The 18,740-nt window shown below is 72.3% G+C and carries 18 protein-coding genes and 1 pseudogene; 8 read left to right on the top strand and 11 right to left on the bottom strand.

The window, feature by feature from the left end:
• Positions 1 to 57 precede the first annotated feature (57 nt).
• Positions 58 to 666: pseudogene (locus ACIPN7_RS15820) on the top strand (HAD-IA family hydrolase); the annotation flags it as partial.
• Positions 667 to 679: 13 nt separating this feature from the next.
• Entirely contained in the window at positions 680 to 805 is a 126-nt protein-coding gene (locus ACIPN7_RS15815; RefSeq protein ID WP_400544421.1) for a hypothetical protein, read from the top strand.
• A 114-nt stretch (positions 806 to 919) separates the two neighbouring features.
• Here the strand turns inward: ACIPN7_RS15815 and ACIPN7_RS15810 are convergent, their stop codons facing one another.
• Positions 920 to 1,759, bottom strand: a complete 840-nt coding sequence (locus tag ACIPN7_RS15810; protein WP_400543849.1) for an enoyl-CoA hydratase/isomerase family protein — start codon at positions 1,757 to 1,759, stop codon at positions 920 to 922.
• Positions 1,760 to 1,781: 22 nt separating this feature from the next.
• Positions 1,782 to 2,534, bottom strand: coding sequence for an SDR family oxidoreductase (locus tag ACIPN7_RS15805; protein WP_400543846.1), 753 nt, complete (start codon positions 2,532 to 2,534; stop codon positions 1,782 to 1,784).
• A 129-nt stretch (positions 2,535 to 2,663) separates the two neighbouring features.
• Between ACIPN7_RS15805 and ACIPN7_RS15800 the strand changes: the two genes are divergently transcribed.
• The 4 genes from ACIPN7_RS15800 to ACIPN7_RS15785 all read left to right on the top strand — a co-directional run bounded on the left by ACIPN7_RS15800 (position 2,664) and on the right by ACIPN7_RS15785 (position 7,458).
• Complete coding sequence (locus ACIPN7_RS15800) at positions 2,664 to 3,482, top strand: hypothetical protein (RefSeq protein ID WP_400543843.1); 819 nt, start codon at positions 2,664 to 2,666, stop codon at positions 3,480 to 3,482.
• Between the two features lie 9 nt (positions 3,483 to 3,491).
• The gene (locus ACIPN7_RS15795) at positions 3,492 to 4,466 is read left to right on the top strand and encodes a Dyp-type peroxidase (RefSeq protein ID WP_400543840.1); all 975 of its coding nucleotides are present in this window, start codon (positions 3,492 to 3,494) and stop codon (positions 4,464 to 4,466) included.
• 86 nt (positions 4,467 to 4,552) lie between these two features.
• Positions 4,553 to 6,919: an arylsulfatase gene (locus tag ACIPN7_RS15790; protein ID WP_400543837.1), complete on the top strand. Its 2,367-nt coding sequence runs from the start codon at positions 4,553 to 4,555 to the stop codon at positions 6,917 to 6,919.
• 11 nt (positions 6,920 to 6,930) lie between these two features.
• Positions 6,931 to 7,458 carry a hypothetical protein gene (locus ACIPN7_RS15785; protein ID WP_400543834.1) on the top strand — a complete coding sequence of 176 codons (528 nt, stop codon included), beginning with the start codon at positions 6,931 to 6,933 and terminating at the stop codon, positions 7,456 to 7,458.
• Here the strand turns inward: ACIPN7_RS15785 and ACIPN7_RS15780 are convergent.
• Positions 7,455 to 8,207, bottom strand: coding sequence for a helix-turn-helix domain-containing protein (locus ACIPN7_RS15780; RefSeq protein WP_400543831.1), 753 nt, complete (start codon positions 8,205 to 8,207; stop codon positions 7,455 to 7,457). The two genes, ACIPN7_RS15785 and ACIPN7_RS15780, sit on opposite strands and share 4 nt — an antisense overlap.
• 244 nt (positions 8,208 to 8,451) lie before the next feature.
• Between ACIPN7_RS15780 and ACIPN7_RS15775 the strand changes: the two genes are divergently transcribed.
• Entirely contained in the window at positions 8,452 to 9,117 is a 666-nt protein-coding gene (locus tag ACIPN7_RS15775) for a DUF4097 family beta strand repeat-containing protein (RefSeq protein WP_400543828.1), read from the top strand.
• Between the two features lie 135 nt (positions 9,118 to 9,252).
• Positions 9,253 to 10,062: an alpha/beta fold hydrolase gene (locus ACIPN7_RS15770; protein ID WP_400543825.1), complete on the top strand. Its 810-nt coding sequence runs from the start codon at positions 9,253 to 9,255 to the stop codon at positions 10,060 to 10,062.
• On the opposite strand, the gene ACIPN7_RS15765 is transcribed toward ACIPN7_RS15770, so the two are convergent.
• From ACIPN7_RS15765 to ACIPN7_RS15730, 8 genes are all read right to left on the bottom strand, one after another.
• Positions 10,063 to 11,169: an enolase C-terminal domain-like protein gene (locus tag ACIPN7_RS15765; RefSeq protein ID WP_400543822.1), complete on the bottom strand. Its 1,107-nt coding sequence runs from the start codon at positions 11,167 to 11,169 to the stop codon at positions 10,063 to 10,065.
• A gap of 9 nt (positions 11,170 to 11,178) precedes the next feature.
• Positions 11,179 to 11,970: an IclR family transcriptional regulator gene (locus ACIPN7_RS15760; protein WP_400543819.1), complete on the bottom strand. Its 792-nt coding sequence runs from the start codon at positions 11,968 to 11,970 to the stop codon at positions 11,179 to 11,181.
• 24 nt (positions 11,971 to 11,994) lie between these two features.
• The gene (locus ACIPN7_RS15755; RefSeq protein ID WP_400543816.1) at positions 11,995 to 12,912 is read right to left on the bottom strand and encodes a carbohydrate ABC transporter permease; all 918 of its coding nucleotides are present in this window, start codon (positions 12,910 to 12,912) and stop codon (positions 11,995 to 11,997) included.
• Position 12,913: 1 nt separating this feature from the next.
• The gene (locus ACIPN7_RS15750) at positions 12,914 to 13,858 is read right to left on the bottom strand and encodes a carbohydrate ABC transporter permease (protein WP_400543813.1); all 945 of its coding nucleotides are present in this window, start codon (positions 13,856 to 13,858) and stop codon (positions 12,914 to 12,916) included.
• Position 13,859: 1 nt separating this feature from the next.
• Entirely contained in the window at positions 13,860 to 15,191 is a 1,332-nt protein-coding gene (locus tag ACIPN7_RS15745; RefSeq protein ID WP_400543810.1) for an ABC transporter substrate-binding protein, read from the bottom strand.
• A 176-nt stretch (positions 15,192 to 15,367) separates the two neighbouring features.
• Entirely contained in the window at positions 15,368 to 16,720 is a 1,353-nt protein-coding gene (locus ACIPN7_RS15740) for a dipeptidase (protein WP_400543807.1), read from the bottom strand.
• Positions 16,717 to 17,166, bottom strand: a complete 450-nt coding sequence (locus ACIPN7_RS15735) for a hypothetical protein (RefSeq protein ID WP_400543805.1) — start codon at positions 17,164 to 17,166, stop codon at positions 16,717 to 16,719. Before ACIPN7_RS15735 ends, ACIPN7_RS15740 begins: the two co-directional genes overlap by 4 nt.
• A complete protein-coding gene (locus ACIPN7_RS15730; RefSeq protein ID WP_400543803.1) occupies positions 17,163 to 18,656 on the bottom strand; it encodes an APC family permease in 1,494 nt (497 codons plus the stop codon). Before ACIPN7_RS15730 ends, ACIPN7_RS15735 begins: the two co-directional genes overlap by 4 nt.
• Between the last annotated feature and the right edge of the window lie 84 nt (positions 18,657 to 18,740).

The raw sequence follows: 18,740 nt of genomic DNA, 5'->3' as shown, positions 1-18,740 counted from the left end.
CCGGACTTCGACGTCGGCAGTTGGCATCGAGGTCGGCACAGGCCTGTGCCGACCTCGATGCCAAGTACCGACCTCAAGGAAAGACTGCCGACGTCGGCGGCTAGCGTGGGGCCCATGCAGCCTGCCCTGGAGCGGACAGCCCGGCCGACCGTCGTCCTCGACGTGCTCGGCACCCTCGTGGACCAGGCCGGGAGCCTGCGGCGGCGCGTCGCCGAGGCCACCGGGTCCGACGCCGACGCCGCGGCGGACGTCGTCGGGCGCTGGCTCGACCACGTCGCCGCGCAGGAGCGGGCGATCGTCGAGGGCAGCCGGCAGTTCGCCCCCAGCCACGTGCTGGACCGCGAAGCCCTCGCCGCGCTGGTCGGCCAGGGCCTCCTGTCGCCCGACGCCGCCACCGCACTGGCCGACGCCGCAGAACGGCTGGAGCCCTGGCCGGACACGGTGGCGGGCCTCGACCGGCTCGCCGCCGACGTCACGGTGCTCGGCCTCTCGAACGCGAGCCGCCGCGCCCTGACCGGGCTGAGCGCGAGCGCCGGGCTGCGCTGGCACCAGGTGCTGTCCGCCGAGGACGCGGGCACGTACAAGCCGGCCCCGGAGATCTACGAGCTCGCCCTGGGCAGCGTGCCCGCGACGTCGGGCCCGCCGTTCATGGTGGCCGCGCACGCCTGGGACCTGCGTGGTGCGGCAGCAGCCGGCCTGCGGACGGCGTACGTGCCCCGGCCCGACGGGCGACGCGCCCGGCCCGGACGACACGTTCGACCTGTACGCGACGGACCTGAAGGACCTGCACGCCCAGCTGCGGTAGCGCAGCCCCGTTCGTTCGGCAGTTGGCATCGAGGTCGGCACAGGCCTGTGCCGACCTCGATGCCAACTGCCGACGCCAAGGACAGACTGCCGACCGCGCCGGGCAGACTGCCGCTCAGGACCCGCCCTCGCCCTGCCGCAGCCGCCCGATCGCGGTGCCGAGGTCGGCCTCGACGCCGTCGGGCCGCTGGAGGCCGTGCTCCAGCAGCAGGCCGACGAACGGCCGGTGCTCCGGGCGTCCGGCGGTGGCGAAGTACGCCTCGAGACCACGGGCGAGCTCGGCGTCGGCAGGCAGGGTCGCCACATCGACCAGCTGCTTGATGCCCGCCACCGCCACCTTGTCGAAGGCCGCGATCCGGCGGGCGAACGCGTCGGTGACCTGCTCCAGCTCGCCGTCGGGCACGAGCCGGTTCACGTAGCCGTACTCGGCGGCCCGCGCGGCCGGGACGTCCTCACCGCCGAGCAGGATCTCCAGCGCCCGGCCCCGGCCGACCAGCCGACCGAGCCGCGCCATCGGCCCGCCCCCGGGGACGGCGCCGACGCCGACCTCGAACTGGCCGAGCACCGCCTGCTCGGACGCGAACCGGATGTCCGTGGCCAGGACGAACTCGCTGCCCGCGCCGCGGGTCCGGCCGCGGATCTCCGAGATCGTCGCCACCGGCACGCGGCTCAGCCGCACGAAGTTGTCCAGGTACGGGTGCAGGCCGGTAGGCCCGGGCCGCATCGCCACGACGCGAGCGGTGTCGGACAGGAAGTCCCAGTGCGCCATGAAGTAGCCGGGCGTCTCGCTGCGGAACACGACGACCGTGAGGTCGGGTGCCATCTCGATCCGGTCCACCAGTGCCCCGAGCTGCTCGACGGTGTCGGGATCCAGCAGGTTGACGGGGCCGTTGTCGAAGGTCACCCGCCAGTAGGACGGTGAGACCTCGTGGACGTGGAACTGCTCCGCGCTCATGTCGTGCTCCTCACCGGGCGGGTCACCAGACGAACTGCTGACCGCCGTCGATGTCGTAGGTCGCGCCGGTCAGCGCGGTGTTGCTCATGAGGTGGACCGCGAGCGCAGCGACGTCGGCCGGGCCGACCACCCGTCCGATCGGCAGGGTGTCCCGCAGCTCGGCGCGGCGCTCGTCCAGCCGGTCGCCGAGCAGCGACGCCGACAGCGGGGTGTCGACGAAGCCCGCGGCGATGAGGTTGACCCGGACCGGTGCCAGCTCGAGCGCGAGTGCCGCTGTGAACGACGGCAGGGCGGCGGTGGTGGCCGAGGCGATCCCGAGGCCGTGGCCGACCCGCCGCGCCCCGGTACCGCCCATGAGCAGGAGCGTCCCGCCGGGCCGCAGCCGGCCGGCGACGTTGCGTGCCACCTCCAGGGCCACGACCATGTGGTCGCTGAGGGCGTCGCGCAGCTCGGCGGCGCCCATCTCCAGCAGGGGCCCGTAGTGCGGACCGCCTGCGGTGATCAGCACGTGGTCGACCGGATCGGGCAGCTCCGCGAAGAACCGCGCGAGGGCGGCGGTGTCGGTGGCGTCGAAGGCGGCGGTCTGCCGCGCTCCGACGTCGGCCGCGGCGCGCTCCAGGCGGGCCGGGTCCCGGCCGGTGAGGACGACGTCGGCACCCTCGGTCCGGGCGCGGCGCGCGGTCTCGAGCCCGATGCCCGCGCTGCCGCCGATCACGACGACGGTCTGGCCGGCCAGCTCGGGTTCGCGCGGGGCGGGCGTGCCGGTGGTGCTCATCGTTCCTCCGTCGCCGCGGGGTGGGTGCGGAGACTCTGCGCCGCCGCGATTCGACGGTACGCCCGCCGACCGGCCTGCGCCCCGTGGGTGCGGGCGAGTTCCGAGACCAGGGCCACTAGGCTCCCCCGGGTGATCGTGACCGAGCTCGACGGCCTGCCCGTACACCTGCGCGCACCGCACGACCTGTCGTTCTCGGCCCGCTGGGGCACCGTGTTCGCGGTGCTCGACCAGCAGGACTCCGGCAACCTCTGCCTGGGTGTCGAGGGGCCCGCGGGCCGGGTGTTCGTCAAGTACGCGGGCGCGCCGACCCTCCGGTACGACGGTGACGTCGACACGGCCGCCGCCCGGGCCCGCCGGGCCGCCGAGGTCTACCGGGCGCTCGCCCACCCCACGCTCGTGACCCTGCGCGAGGCCGTCGACGTCGGGACCGGCCACGCCCTGGTGTTCGACTGGACCGACGCGACGCCGGTCGGCCGGCAGTTCGAGCAGTCGCACGTGGTGCGGTCCCTGGACCTGGCAGTCCGGGTCGACGCGGTGCGGCAGGTCTACGACTTCCACGCGCACGCGGCCGCGCGCGGCTGGGTGGCCGTCGACCTGTACGACGGTTCGGTGATGATCGAGCCCGGGACCGGGCGCGTGGTCCTGTGCGACCTCGACTTCTACGAGCACGCTCCCCTGGTCAACCGCATGGGGCGGATGTGGGGGTCGTCGCGCTTCATGTCGCCCGAGGAGTACGTGCTCGGCGCGCCGATCGACGAGGTCACCAACGTCTTCGCGCTCGGAGCGCTCGCGCACACCTTCCTGGGCGACGACGCGACGCGGTCGCCCGCGGCCTGGTCCGGCTCGGCCGCGCAGCTCGCAATCGCCGACCGCGCGGTGCACCCCGACCGGGAGGAGCGCTGGCCGTCGGTCGCGGCGCTGGCCGAGGCCTGGCGGGCGGCGCTGTAACCTTCCGGCATGCCGGACAGCAAGAACAGCGGAGACACCGCCCCTTCGACCTACGGCGCGCCCGTCTCGCCGCAGGGCGTGGACGCCCCGCTGCGCCGGTCGGCCGTCTTCCTCACGCTCGTCGTGGCCGACGGCGACGAGGCGATGAGCACCGTCCGGGACGTGCTCGCCGACCTCGGCGGGCTGGTCAAGACCGTCGGCTTCCGCGACCTGGCGAACCCGGTCTCGTGCACCGTCGGCATCGGCAGCCGGATCTGGACGGGGCTGACCGGGCGGGAGCAGCCGGCCGAGCTGCACCCGTTCCGGGAGATCGTCGGCGCCACGCACACGGCGGTCTCCACCCCTGGTGACCTGCTGTTCCACATCTGGTCGGACCGTCAGGACCTCTGCTTCGAGCTGGAGCGCCTGCTGCTCGCCGCACTCGGCACCGCGGTCACCACCGCCGACGAGGTGTCGGGGTTCCGCTACTTCGACACCCGCGACCTGCTCGGCTTCGTCGACGGCACGGCCAACCCGGTGGGCGCGGAGCTGCCGGAGTCCACCCTGGTGGGTGACGAGGACCCGGCGTTCGCCGGCGGCAGCTACGTCGTCGTGCAGAAGTACCTGCACACGCTCGCCGCCTGGCAGGCCCTGACGGCCGAGCAGCAGGAGCGGATCATCGGCCGCACCAAGGCGGACGGCGTCGAGCTCGACGACGCGGTCACCGGCCAGAAGTCCCACAAGACCCTCGCGACGATCACCGACGAGGACGGCGAGCACGACATCCTGCGCGACAACATGCCGTTCGGCCGCCCCGGCCACGGCGAGTTCGGCACCTACTTCATCGGCTACTCCCGCCACCTGTGGGTCATCGAGCGGATGCTGGAGCGCATGTTCGTCGGCGACCCGCCCGGCCTCCACGACCGGATCCTCGACTTCTCGACCCCGCAGACCGGCACCACGTTCTTCGTGCCGCCCACGTCGGTTCTCGACGCGCTGGCCTGACGAACTCACCTTTTTTGTGGGAAGGCGCGGCGTCGCCGCCGTCCTAGCGTGCAAAGGGCCCCTCACTGCGACGAAGCGGAGCCCCCATGCGTCCCGACACGCACGCCCGCACCATGCTGCCGATCCCGGACCGGCCGCCGTCGGGCCTGACGACGTACGACGCGAAGGATCCCGACACGTCGTACCCGCAGATCGAGCCGCTGCTGCCCCCGCCCGGTGCGCCCAACGTGCTGGTCGTCCTGCTCGACGACGTCGGGTTCGGGGCGTCGAGCGCGTTCGGCGGGCCCTGCTCGACGCCGACGGCCGAACGGCTCGCCGCGGGCGGCCTGCGGTTCAACCGGTTCCACACCACGGCGCTGTGCGCACCGACGCGGCAGGCGCTGCTGACGGGCCGCAACCACCACTCCGTGGGCATGGGCAGCATCACCGAGACGGCCACGTCGGCGCCCGGGAACAGCTCGCTGCGCCCCAACACGAAGGCCCCGCTGGCCGAGACCCTGCGGCTGAACGGCTACTCGACCGCCCAGTTCGGCAAGTGCCACGAGGTCCCGGTGTGGCAGTCGTCGCCGATGGGTCCGTTCGACGCGTGGCCGACCGGGGGCGGGGGCTTCGAGACGTTCTACGGGTTCATCGGCGGCGAGAACAACCAGTGGGCCCCCGCCCTGTACAACGGGACGACGCCGGTCGAGCCCCCGGCGACCGCTGAGGAGGGGTACCACCTCACCGAGGACCTCGTGGACCACGCGTGCTCGTGGGTGCGGCAGCAGAAGGCCCTGATGCCCGACAAACCGTTCTTCGTCTACCTCGCCCCGGGCGCGACGCACGCCCCGCACCACGTCCCGCCGGAGTGGATCGAGAAGTACCGCGGGCGGTTCGACGACGGGTGGGACGTGCAGCGCGAGCGGACGTTCGCGCGGCAGAAGGAGCTCGGGGTCATCCCGCCCGAGGCCGACCTCACCGCGCGGCACGACGAGATCCCCGCCTGGGACGACATGCCCGACGACCTCAAGCCCGTGCTCGCGCACGAGATGGAGGTGTACGCGGGCTTCCTGGAGCACACCGACGTCCAGGTCGGCCGGGTGATCGACACGCTGGAGAACCTGGGCGTCCTCGACGACACGATCGTGTACTACATCATCGGTGACAACGGCGCCTCGGCCGAGGGCACGGTCAACGGCGCCTTCAACGAGATGGCGAACTTCAACGGCATGGCCGCCCTGGAGACACCCGAGTTCATGCGGTCCAAGATGGACGAGTTCGGCTCGCCCAGCTCCTACAACCACTACGCGGTGGGCTGGGCCTGGGCCATGGACACCCCGTACCAGTGGACCAAGCAGGTCGCCTCGCACTGGGGCGGCACCCGCAACGGGACGATCGTGCACTGGCCCGGCGGCATCACCGAGCGCGGCGGGCTCCGCACGCAGTTCGCCCACGTCATCGACGTCGCGCCCACGATCCTCGAGGCCGCGGGGCTGCCGGAGCCGACCACCGTCAACGGTGTGCTGCAGGCGCCGATCGAGGGCACCTCCATGGTCTACGCGTTCGGCGACGCCGCCGTACCCGAACGGCACGACCTGCAGTACTTCGAGATGTTCGGCAACCGAGGGATCTACGACCGCGGCTGGAGCGCCGTCACCAAGCACCGCACACCGTGGGCGATGACGGGTGCTCCGCCGCCCGCGTTCGACGACGACGTCTGGGAGCTGTACGACGGCACGACGGACTTCAGCCAGGCGCACGACCTCGCCGCCGAGCGGCCCGAGGCACTCGCCAGGCTCCAGCGGCTGTGGCTCATCGAGGCCACGAAGTACAACGTGCTGCCGATGGACGACCGCACCGCCGAGCGGCTCGTCCCCGAGCTCGCCGGCCGGCCCACCCTCATCCGCGGCGACTCCCAGCTCTTCTTCCCCGGTATGGGCCGGCTGTCGGAGAACAGCGTGGTCAGCGTCAAGAACAAGTCGTTCTCCGTGACCGCCGAGGTCGACGTCGCCCCGGGCGCCGCCTCCGGCGTGCTCATCGCACAGGGCGGGCGGTTCGGCGGCTGGTCCGTGCACACCACGGGCGGCCGGCTGACGTTCACCTACAACGTGCTCGGCATCCGCACGTACGACGTCGCCGCCGACGAGCCCGTGCCGTCCGGCAAGCACCAGCTCCGCGCGGAGTTCGCCTACGACGGCGGCGGGCTGGGCAAGGGCGGCGACGTCACCCTGTTCCACGACGGGACGCCCGTGGGGCGGGGCCGGGTGGAGGCGACGCAGCCGCTGGTGTTCTCGGCCGACGAGACCACCGACATCGGCTACGAGTCCGGGACGAGCGTCTCCGGTGCCTACGGCACCGGCACGAGCCGGTTCACCGGCCGCATCGAGTGGGTGCAGATCGACCTCGGCAGCGACGACCACGACCACTACATCAGCCCCGAGGAGCGACTCCGCGTCGCCATGGCACGACAGTAGGCGCGGACACCGTGCGTACCGACGGACCGCGGCCACGCCACGCCGCCGCAGACCCCGGGCCCGCCGAGCGGGGCGAGTCGCTCAAGGAGCGCGCCGCGTACCTGTACGGGCTGGTCATCACGGGCTCCGTGCTCGCGTCCGCCCCCGCGGACCTGGGGCTCGTCCGGGTCGCCGGGCTGCTGGGCGGCACGCTGCTGGTCTACTGGTGCGCCGAGTCGTACGCGCACCTCATCGCCGCCCGGTCCATCGCGCGGCGCCCCCTGCACCCCGACGAGCGCCGGCACGTGCTCGCCGAGGGGCTGCCGCTCATCGCGGCCTGCACGGCGCCCGTCGTCGTGCTGCTGATCGAGGCGGTGCTGCGGGTGCCGGCCGACGTCGCCGTCGACATCGCCCTCCTGGTCAACCTCGCGCTGCTGCTGGTCGTGGGCTGGCGCATGAGCACCGACGGCGGGCTGACGGGCAGCCGGCGCCTGGCCGCGACCCTGGCGGCGGGGCTGCTGGGCGTCGCCATGATCGGGCTCAAGCTGGCGTTGCACTAGCTGTCGCGGGGCGCGGCTCCGGCGTCGTCCGGCGTCTGCACGGGACCGGTGTGCAGGACCTCGCGGGCCTGCTCGGCGGCGCGGACGATGCTCTCGCTGATGAAGTCGAGGAACCTGGCGATGTTCTCCAGGCGCGCCGCGGCGGGCGTGCTCGCCCCGAGCACGACGACGCCCTGCCGGGCGGTCTCGGCGAGCTGGTCGTTGGCCCGGGCGCTGGCGATCGTCGACTGGTACCAGACGTCGTTGTCCGCGACGTACCGCTCGCGGCGGCCCTCGTCGCGTTCCCGCCGCACCAGGCCCTGGCCCTCGAGGAACGTGATGGCCTTGGAGACGGACGCCGGGCTGACCTGGAGGCGCTGGACGAGGTCCGCGGCGGTGACGCTGCCGGCGTCGGTGGTGAACAGGCAGGTCAGCACGCGGGCGGTCATCTTGGGCAGGCCCGAGGCCATGAGCACGGTGGTGAGCGTCTCCTCGAAGTCGGCCACCGCCGCGGCGTCGCGGCCGTGCGCCTGGGGCAGTGCCTGGGCACCGCGGGGCGTGGCCTGCCGGCTCCGGTGGGCGCGGCGTTCCGTGGCGCGGTGGGCCAGCTCCGCGCGATAGCCCCCCGGGCCGCCGTTGCGCAGCACCTCGCGCGTGACCGTGGAGGTCGGGCGGTCGAGGCGCCGGGCGATCTCGGCGTAGGACAGGTCGTCTGCCAGGCCCAGCGCGATCTGCTGGCGCTCCTGCTTGGTGAGTCTGCCTCCCGGCATCGCGATCCCTCCGTAGCCCTCGTGATGTCCCCTGCCTGCCCAGCATAGCGTTCACTGCAGAGCCATTGCAATGCTCACAGTGCGTTGCGTTGCATTACTTTCCGAGCCGTTGCAACATTTTGTGCGCTCTGACCTGCTCTTATATGTGTACAACGCAACAACCATGTTGCCTCGATCTGGAAAGCAACGTAGCGTTTGCGATGTCAGAAACACCGGGAAGCCACCAGCACAGGAGCCGATCACCATGCAGAACTTCGCCACCCCCGCCCCGATCTCCACCGTCATCGAGATCCCCGCCGGCCGGGTCCAGCTCATCGCCGCCGACCGCGCCGACACCACCGTCGAGGTGCGGCCCACCAACCCCGCCAAGAGCCGCGACGTCCAGACCGCCGAGCAGACCACCGTCACCTACACCGACGGCGTGCTGCAGATCCGGACCGCCGAGCCCCGCAACAAGCTCGTCGGCCACGCCGGTTCGGTCGAGGTCACCGTCCAGCTCCCCGCGGGCTCGGGTCTCGAGGGCACGTCCGAGGCCGCCGAGCTCCGCGCCGTCGGCCGCCTCGGTGCCGTCGTCTTCGAGGGCGCCTACCAGCAGATCAAGATCGACGAGGCGGCGAGCCTGCGCCTCACCGCGATCGACGGCGACGTCGAGGTCGGCCGGCTCACCGGTCCCGCGGAGATCAGCACCGCCCGCGGCGACATCCGGATCGCCGAGGCCACCAGCGGCTCGGTCGTGCTCAACACCCAGGCCGGCGACATCACGGTCGCCGCGAGCGCCGGCGTCTCGGCCACCCTCGACGCCGGGACGACCCTCGGCCGCATCAGCAACACCCTCAAGAACGACGGCGCCGCCGTGCTCGACCTCCGCGCGACGACCGCCTACGGCGACATCTCCGCTCGCAGCCTCTGAGCGGGGCGGTGCCGGCCCGGGCCGACCGGGCCGGCACCACAGGCACGACGGCACGACGGCACGACGGCACCACGCGACTAAGCACCACGCACCGACCAGCACCACTCCCGCACCACGAACCGACAGGTGGAGAACATGAAGAACGACAGCGCTTCCTCGACCAGCACCGCGTGGTCCGGCCTGGTGCCGGTCGACGACACGGCCCTGGCCGTGACCGACACGGGCGGCACGGGCCTCCCGGTCGTCTACCTGAACGGCCAGTTCGCCACCCAGGGTTACTGGCGCAGGACCATCGCCGACCTGGGTACCGGATACCGGCACATCACGTTCGACGAGCGCGCCCGCGGCAAGAAGTCCGGGACGTCCGCGGACTACTCGTTCGAGGCGGCCGTGCGCGACGTCGACGCCGTCCTCGCCGCCCGCGGCGTGGAGAGGGCGCTGGTGATCGGCTGGTCCTACGGGGCGGTCGTCGCGGCGCACTGGGCGCAGCGGAATCCGGGACGCACCGTGGGCGCGGTCCTGGTCGACGGCGCCTTCCCGCACGACTGGCTCGACGACGCGATGGAGGTCCGCATCCGCAAGCTGTTCCGCCGGATGAGCTGGTTCACCGTCCCGCTGCGGATCACGGGCATCACGCCGCGGATGACCGCCGCGGAGCAGGCCGAGAGCAACATCGAGCTCGGCAAGCTGTCCCGCGAGAGCGCCCTGGCGCCGGTGCTGAACGGCATCAGCGTGCCCGTGCGGTACGTGGTGGCCTCGGGGACGTCGCTCGGCAGCAAGGGCGACGAGCAGGAGCAGATCCGCGCCGGCCTGGCGGCGACGACCGCGGGCAACCCGAACATCGAGATCAGCGCCAAGGTGCCCAGCAACCACGGCGCCATCCTCAACAAGGACTTCCGCGCCGTCGCCGACGCCGTGCGGGAGGTCGCCGCCCTCGCGAGCTGATCAGCCGATCGGGCGCAGGTGGGCGTCGTCCGGCACCGGGATGCCGAAGCCGGGCGCGTCACCCAGCCGCAGCACGCCGTCCACGGGCGTGAGCAGTCCGGGGTCGACGCCGGCCACGGTGCCCGGCACCCCCTCGACCACCTCGACGTTGCCGAGGCCGGCCGCGAGGTGCGCGGCGTAGCGGGTCTTGAGCGGTCGGCCCCAGGCGTGCGGCGAGCCGTGCACGCCGTCGGCCCTGAGGCGGGGCATCAGGGTGCGCCAGGCGGTCAGGCCGTACGACATCACGTCCATGAGCAGCACGTCGATCGAGCCCGCCGCGGCCACGGGCAGCAGCGCGGTGACGTCGGGCGACGTCTCCCCCTCCGCGATCCGGGTGTCCGGCGAGTGCGCGTCGAGCCAGGCGCGCAGCGCCTTGAGGTCGTCGGCGTCGTCCAGGAACGGCTCCTCGACCCAGTACAGCCCCACGTCGGCGACGGCCTCCAGGTACGCGACGAACCCGTCGCGGTCGTAGCCGTCGTTGGCGTCCACCAGGATGCGGGCGTCCGGGAACGCGTCCCGGACGGCGCGGGTCACCTCGATGTCGCGGGCGTCGCCGGCCGCGCGGGAGAGCCACTTGTTGCCGCGGCCGATCTTGAGCTTGAAGTCGCGGAAGCCCAGCGCGGCGTCGGCCCGGCACTCCTCGATCAGCACGCCGACGCCGCGCGGCGCGTCGTCCGGGTCGAGGTCGTCGAAGTAGATCGCGCCGTCGTAGACCGCCACGTCCGTGGCGCCCCGCCCGCCGAGCAGCGCGTGCACCGGCGCGTCGTGCACCACGCCGAGCAGGTCGTGCAGGGCGATGTCGAGCCAGTGCTCCGCGGCGTCGAGGATGCCCGTTGCGGGGTCGATCAGCTCCGAGAGCAGGCGCCCCTCGACCCGCGCGACGTCGCCCGGCGGCCCCTCGAACAGTCCCCAGCCGGCCCGGCCGTCGTCGGTGACCAGCACCGCGACGTGCGAGTCGGGTCCGGCGCCATGGCTGCCGAGCCGGGCGTTGCGGCCCACGGTCCGGGGGTAGCGGGTCTCCAGCGAGGCGAGCCGGACGGAACGGATGCGGGGGTCTGCGGAGGCCATGGGGTCCAATCAGGTCAGGTCGGGCGGTGGTGCCGCGCCGAGCGCGACGGAGAGGCGGGCGGCGGTGCGACGCACGGCCGCCACGATCGAGGGCTGGGCCGCGACGATGCGGTCCCGGGGCCCGGCCGCGCTGATCGCGGCGACCGGGAGCTCGCCCGCACCGAGGATCGGCGCGGCGACGCAGCGCACGCCGGGCTCCCGCTCGGCGTCGTCGAGGGCCCAGCCGCGGTCGCGGATGTGGTCGAGCTCCGCGTGCAGCGCGGGCGCGGTGGTGAGGGTGGTCGGGGTGTAGCCGGTCAGCGGGATGCGGTCGACGATCGCCCGGGCCTCGGACGGCGGGAGCGCCGACAGGTAGGCCTTGCCGAGCGCCGACGCGTGCAGCGGGGCGCGGCTGCCCAGCTTGGAGACCACCTTCACCACCTGCGGCCCCTCCTGCTGCATCACGTAGCACATCTGGTCGTCGTCGAAGATGGCGATGAACGCCGTCTCCTCGGTCTCGGCGACGAGCTCGCGCAGATGGTCGGGCCCCACGGCGTGGACGTCGAGGCCGTCCAGCGCCTGCAGCCCCAGGCGCATCACCACGGGGCCGAGCCGCAGCTCGGTCTCGCCCACCACGTAGCCGCGCTCCCGCAGCGTGCCCACGATGCGGTAGGCGGCGCTGCGGCTGAGCCCGAGGTCCGCGGCCAGCCGCTGGACGGTCAGGCCCGGCGTCGCCGCGATCCGTTCGACGAGGTCCAGGCCGCGTGCGAGGGTGCCGGCGGCCCCGCCGTCGGCGGGGGTCCGGTTGCTCGAGTCAGTCACGCTGCCATTCTGCACGGCACCTGCTCATCCCTTGAGACCAGAGCGGGCGACGCCGGCGATCACGTAGCGCTGGACGAACGCGAACAGGATCAGTACCGGGACGCTCGCGATCGCCGCTCCCGCCATGACCGCCGGGAAGTCGGTGGCGTAGGCGCCGCGCAGCGTCGCCAGGCCCGCGGGGAGCGTGAGCTGCTCCGGGTTGAACAGCACGTACAGCGGCCAGAGGAAGTCGTTCCAGCTCCCGAGGAACGACAGCAGGCCGAGCGTCGCGAGCGGCGCCCGGGACAGGGGCAGCACCACGCGGACGAAGATCTGCCAGCGGTTGGCGCCGTCGATGAGCGCCGCCTCCTCGAGCTCCGCCGGGAGGCTCTGGAAGAACTGGACCAGGAAGAACACGCCGAACGCGCTCGCCGCGCCCGGCACCACCAGCGCCCAGACGCTGTCGAGCCAGCCCAGCCCGTCCACGATCAGGTAGTTCGGCATGAGGAACACGAAGCCGGGGACGAACAGCGTGGCGATGATCAGCCCGAAGATCAGCCGGCGGCCGCGGAACCGCATCCGGGCCAGCGGGTACGCGGCCGCCGACGCCGTGGCGAGCACCAGCACCGTGTGCAGCACGCCGACCAGCACGGAGTTGCCGAGCCAGCGCAGCAGCGGGGCCTGCGCGTCGGCGAACAGCCGGGTGTAGCCCTCGACGCTGGGCGTGGGCGGGATCCACTGCGGCGGCAGGGCCGTGGCGTCGCCCGTCGTCTTGAACGACGTCGAGAGCATCCACAGCAGCGGGGCCAGGATCAGAACGGACAGGATGAGCAGCATCGCGTACAGCAGCAGCGTGCCGACGACGCCGCGGCCGGTCGCCTCGTCGCGCCGGCGCCGGGGCGCCGGCTGTCGTGTCGTGGGCGGGCGGGTGGTGCTGCCGGGGGGAACGACGGTGGTCGCCACGTCAGCTCTCCTTCTGTCGCAGGAACAGGAAGTTCAGGGCACTGACGGCGATCAGCAGCAGGGCGAGGAGGTAGCTCATCGCGGCGGCGAGGCCCATGCGGAACTGCTCCAGGCCCACCTCGGCGATGAACATGATGGCCGTGCGCGTCTCGTTCGACGGGTTGCCCGCGGTGAGCAGGTAGGACTGGCCGAACATGTTCGCCGAGGCCAGCACCGTCATCGTCAGGACGAAGAGGATGACGGGCCGCAGCTGCGGGATCGTCACGTGCACGAACTGCTGCCAGCGGCCGGCGCCGTCGACCTTGGCGGCGTCGTAGAGCGCCTCGTCCACGTTCTGCAGGCCCGCAAGGTAGACCACGGAGTTGAAGCCCATGGTCCACCAGATCGTGACGCCCACCAGCGAGACCCAGACCCACGGCGTCGTCGTCAGCCACGGCACCGCCTCGGTGACACCGAGCTCCGCGAGGTACCCGTTGATCAGGCCGGTGTTGCCGTTCAGCAGGTACTGCCAGAGCAGGCCGACCACGCTGACGCCCAGCACGTACGGGGCGAAGAAGACGGCCCGGAAGAAGGTGCGCCCGCGGAACCGCTGGTTGAGCAGCAGCGCGAGGCCGAGCGGGATGGCCATGAGCAGCGGCACCGAGAGCACCACGAACAGCCCGGTGGCCCGCATGCTCTCCCAGAACTGCTGCGCCACCAGCGCGTCCGGGGTGAACAGGTCCACGTAGTTCTGCAGGCCCACGAACGGCCGGTCGGGCAGGAAGAAGTCCCAGTTGTGCAGGCTCATCCAGAGCCCCGACACGGCGGGGACCAGCACGAACGTGCCGAATATCAGCAGGAACGGCGCGAGGAAGAGGTAGGGCGTCCAGGGTCGCGGCCGGCTGGGTGAGACGACGGCGGAGGTGGTGGCGGCCCGGCTGACCGGGCGGACGGCAGTGGCGGTCATGTCAGGCCCTCCCGTACTTCTCGGCGTTCTCCTGGAGCAGGAAGGACGCCTGGGTCGTCGCGGTCCCGAGGGCCGCTGCGGGGTCGCCGAGCGAGAGCAGGGCGTCGCCGATCGCGGGGTACAGGATGGTCGTCTGCACCTCCGCGATCCCCGGCACCAGCGGGTAGAACCGGATGTGCTCCACCCCCTCGGCCACGTGTGACTGCGCTGTCAGCTCAGCCAGCTCGGGCGAGTCCAGGATCGGCAGGCGGGCGGGAACCGGCCCCGCGGTGGCCCAGCCGATCGAGTTCGCGAGGATCCACCCGAGGAACGTCACGACGGCGGCGAGGCGGTCGGCGTCGAACCGCGGCTGGCGCGCGACCACGAACTGGTGCGAGCCGGAGAACGCCGCTCGCCCGCTGCCGATCTGCGGCAGCGGCGCGACGTCCCAGTCGAGCCCCTCGACGGAGCCGAGGTCGTTGATGAGGGCGCCGGGGCCACCCCAGAGGAACGCGTTCTGGTCGTTCTTGAACGCCATCGAGGCGTCCGAGCCGCTGACGTTCCGCGGGCTCCAGCCGGCCCGGATGAGGGACTGCTGCCAGGTGAGGGCGTCCACGCCGGCCTGCGCGCCGAACGTCGCGGCCCTGCCAGCGCTGTCATAGTGCTCGCCGCCGAACTGCCAGAGCAGGGAGTCGAAGCCGCGCCCCACGCCCTGCGGGTCGACGGCGGGCAGCCAGTGGCCCTGGATCCCGGCCGACGCCAGCGCGTCGAGCGCGTGCTCGTACGCGGCGCGGTCCGTCGGCGGCGCGTCCGGGTCCAGCCCGGCCTGCTCCAGCACCCGGCGGTTGTAGAACAGCGAGTCGGGCCACATGTCCAGCGGCAGCGACCACCGCTGGTCGCGGTAGACGCCGGAGCCCCAGACGACCGGGAGGTAGTCGGACTCCACGAGGCCGACCGTCTCCAGGACGTCGTCGACCGGCATGATCACCTTCCGCGCGGCGTTGGTCGCCACCTGGAAGTTGTGCATGAGGGCGAAGTCCGGCGCGAGCCCGCTCGTCACCGCGGCGGGGAACTTCTGGTAGAAGTCGCCCCACGGCAGGGCGTACATGTCGATGCCGATGTGCGGGTGCTCCCGCGTGAACTGGTCGATCAGGGTCCGCATGACCGGCCCGTCGCCGCCGGTGAGACCGTTCCAGAACTTCAGCGTGACCGGCGGCCCGTCGTAGGCCGCGGGGACCCGCGGCAACCGCGCCGTCCCGATCGTCGGCGCGCAGCCCGCGATCGTCGCCGCGACGCCGGCGAGCCCGGCCGCGCCGATCGCCCGCAGGACCGCGCGGCGCGTGAGCGTACTCATCTCCACATCCCCACCTCATTGTGTGCTGTCCCGATCATCGGGACTGCTGTGTCGATGAGCGGGACACTATCGAAAGGGATGGAACGTGCGCAAGGGTCCGCCGCGAAAAGGTGCTCGCGCAGGCTCTCGACGTCGAGGGCCTGCGCGAGCACCGTCCGGGAGCGGACGCCGGACGGTCAGTGGGCGGCGGCCTCCGCGTAGCGCTGGAGGAAGCGGGCCGTGCCGCGCGCCATGTTCGCGATCTCGGTGGGGTCCACGCTCTCGTTCGGGGCGTGGATGGCCGCGAGCGGTTCCTCGACGCCGACCAGCAGGATCTCCGCCCCGGGGTAGGTTTCCGCGAAGACGTTGCAGAGCGGGATCGACCCGCCCTGCCCGAGCCGGGCCATCGGCCTGCCGTAGGCCTCCTCGAGGGCGCCGGCCAGCGCGTGGAACGCGGGGCCGTCGACCGCCGCGAGGAAGGGTTCGCCCTCCGCCTCGACCGTGATCTGGACGGCGACGCCCCAGGGCGCCGCCGCGCGGAGCTGGCGCTCGAGCGCCGTCCGGGCCTGGTCCGCCGTGGTGCCGGGCGGGATCCGGAGGTTCAGCCGGGCGGAGGCCCGGGGTGTGATCGCCGAGGCGGACCCCACCACCGGCGGGCAGTCGATGCCCAGGATCGTCAGCGCGGGCCGCGCCCAGAGCAGGTCCGCGACGCTGCCGTCGCCGAGCAGGGAGACGCCCTCCAGCACGGTCGCGTCCCACCGGAACCGATCGGCGGGGTAATCCTCACCGGGCCAGGTCCCGCGGTGGTCGAGCCCGGCAATCGTGGTGTCCCCGTTGCCGTCGCGCAGGGTGCTCAGCACCGCGACGAGGGCCGCCAGCGCGTCGGGGGCGGCGCCCCCGAACATGCCGGAGTGCACCTCCGACCCGAGCGCCTGGAGCGTCAGCACCACGTTGACCATCCCGCGCAGGCTGACGGTCGCCGCGGGCTGCCCTACGGCGGCGTTGCCGGTGTCGCACACGAGGACGGCGTCGGCGCGCAGCAGGTCGGCATGCTCGGGCACGAACGCCTCCAGGCCGCCCGTGCCCTGCTCCTCCGAGCCCTCGACGACCAGCTTGAGGTGCACCGGCGGCTCGCCGAGCGCCCGCAGCGCGGCCAGGAGCATGACGATGTTCCCCTTGCAGTCGGCGCTGCCGCGGCCGTACCACCTGCCGTCGGCGTCGGTGAGCTCGAAGGGCGGCGTGCGCCAGGCGGACTCGTCGAGCGGCGGCTGCACGTCGTAGTGCGCGTAGAGCAGCACGGTGGGCGCGGCCTGGTCGGCGCAGGGCCGCGAGCCGACGACCGCCATGCTGCCGTCCGCCGTCCGCTCCAGGTGCGCGTCCTGGAAGCCGACCTCGGCGAACCGGGCGAGCACCCACTGCGCAGCCCGGTCGCACTCCTGGGGCGGGAACTGCCGGGGGTCCGCGACCGACCGGATGGCGACGAGCTCGGCGAGCTCGGCGCGGACCCGCGGCATCTCCTGGTCGACCAGGGCGCGGAGGTCGGTGGTCACGAGCCCACCACGTCGTCGGTCGTGAGGTCGTCCACGTACTGCTGGAACTCCTCGAGCTCGTCGGGGCAGTAGATCTCGATGATCAGCAGCTGCCCCCGCAGGATGTTGCGGTCCGAGATCACGGGACGCGCACCTGGTCCGGCAGCCCCGTTCGCGAGCTGCGCCTGTAGCGTCGCCCTGCTCAGGGCGTCGTTCGGGTTGGCGCAGACCGCCCCGCCGTCGTCGCCGAGCACGTTCACGATCTGGTCCTGCGACGGCGTGACCATGGCTCCCGCGTCGTCGAGGGCCACGATCAGCTCGTCGGCTCTCGCCTCGGCGTCGCGGCTCTGGTCCGCCGAACGGTAGAGGATCAGGGCGAGGACCATCAGGACGCCGATCGCGGCGCCCACCACCACGTACAGGACCCGGCGTTCGCCCCGGGGCTGCGTCTCGTCGACCGTGCTCATGCCTCGGTCGCCTCCTCGGTCGGCGCGTCCTGCTTCCACGACGGCTTGCGCAGCCGGTAGAACAGGAAGGGGACGAGGAGCCCGAGCCCCAGGGCGCCACCACCCACGATGACGAAGTAGACGCCCGCGTTCCCGCCCCCGAACTGGGACGGTGGCACGAACCCGACGAGCAGGGCGGCGAGGGACGCGACGAAGCCGACGACGCAGAGTGTGCCCAGGATCGGCGCGCGGAAGCCGCGCGGATGGTCGGGGTACTTGCGCCGTAGCCCGAGGGCTGCGACGAACATGAGCAGGTACATGATCAGGTACACCTGCGTGGTGATGACCGAGAAGATCCAGTAGGCGCTCGAGACGTCGGGGATCAGCGCGTACATCAGGCCGATCACCGTCGTGACGATGCCCTGGACCACCAGGATGTTCTGCTGCACCCCGTTCTTGTTGAGCCGCTGCAGGAACGGTGGCAGGTAGCCCTCCTGCCGGGAGATCAGCAGCAGGCCCTTCGACGGGCCGGCGAGCCAGGTGAGCATCCCGCCGAGGGATGCCGCGACGAGCATGACGCCGACGATCGGGGTGAGCCACTGCGCCCCGAAGTTGGCGAAGACCGCGTCGAAGGCCTGCATCACGCCGGCGGTGAGCGACAGCTCGTCGGCCGGCACCACCCAGCTGATCGCCAGGGCGGGGAGGATGAAGATCAGCAGCACCATCCCCATCGCCAGGAACATCGCCTTCGGGTACTCCTTGCCCGGGTTCTTCAGCGACGAGACGTGCACCGCGTTCATCTCCATGCCGGAGTACGACAGGAAGTTGTTCACGATCAGCACGAGGCTGGCGAGCCCCGCCCACACCGGCAAGATGTTGTCGGCCGTCATCGGCGCGGCCGACTCGTTGCCCTGGCCGAGAAACACGGTCCCAAGCAGCACGAGCACGACGCCGGGGATCAGGGTGCCGATGATCAGGCCCCAGCTCGCAAGACCTGCGACCCCCTTGGTCCCGCGCGACGAGACCCAGACGCCGCTCCAGTAGACGATGATGATCACCGCGGCGGTCCACACGCCGCTGCTCGCCAGCTCCGGGTTGATGACGTAGGCCAGTGTGCTGGCGACGAAACCGAGCAGGCTCGGGTAGTAGAAGATCGTCATCGCGAACTGGCACCACACGGCGAGAAAGCCCATGGGCTTGGAGATACCGCGCGCCACCCAGTTGTACACACCGCCCTTCCAGCCGGAGGCGAGCTCCGCGGAGACGAGCGACGTGGGCAGCAGGAAGACCACGGCCGGCACCAGGTAGAGGAACACGCAGGCCAGCCCGTAGACCGCCATGGTCGGCGCGGCCCGCAGGCTCGCCACCGAGCTGGTGGTCATCATGGCGAGCGCGACCCAGGAGATCCACGCCGTCGCCGGCACCTTCGCCCGGGCCCGCGCCTCGGCCCGGGTCGGCGGCTCGGCCGAGGATTCGACCCCGGCTTCGTGAGAAGCGTCCATCGCACTCATCAGTTGCCTCCGTCTCGGGACAGCTTCGCCGCGACGCGGTAGAACCTCCCGGGCGGGCGCGGCGGCTCCCACCCCTCGGCCGGC

Origin of the sequence: Promicromonospora sp. NPDC090134, assembly GCF_044746965.1 — a bacterium.
Classification (GTDB): Bacteria; Actinomycetota; Actinomycetes; order Actinomycetales; family Cellulomonadaceae; genus Promicromonospora.
The sequence above is the reverse complement of the archived record's forward strand: the minus strand, read 5'-3'. Positions and strand labels throughout refer to the sequence as shown.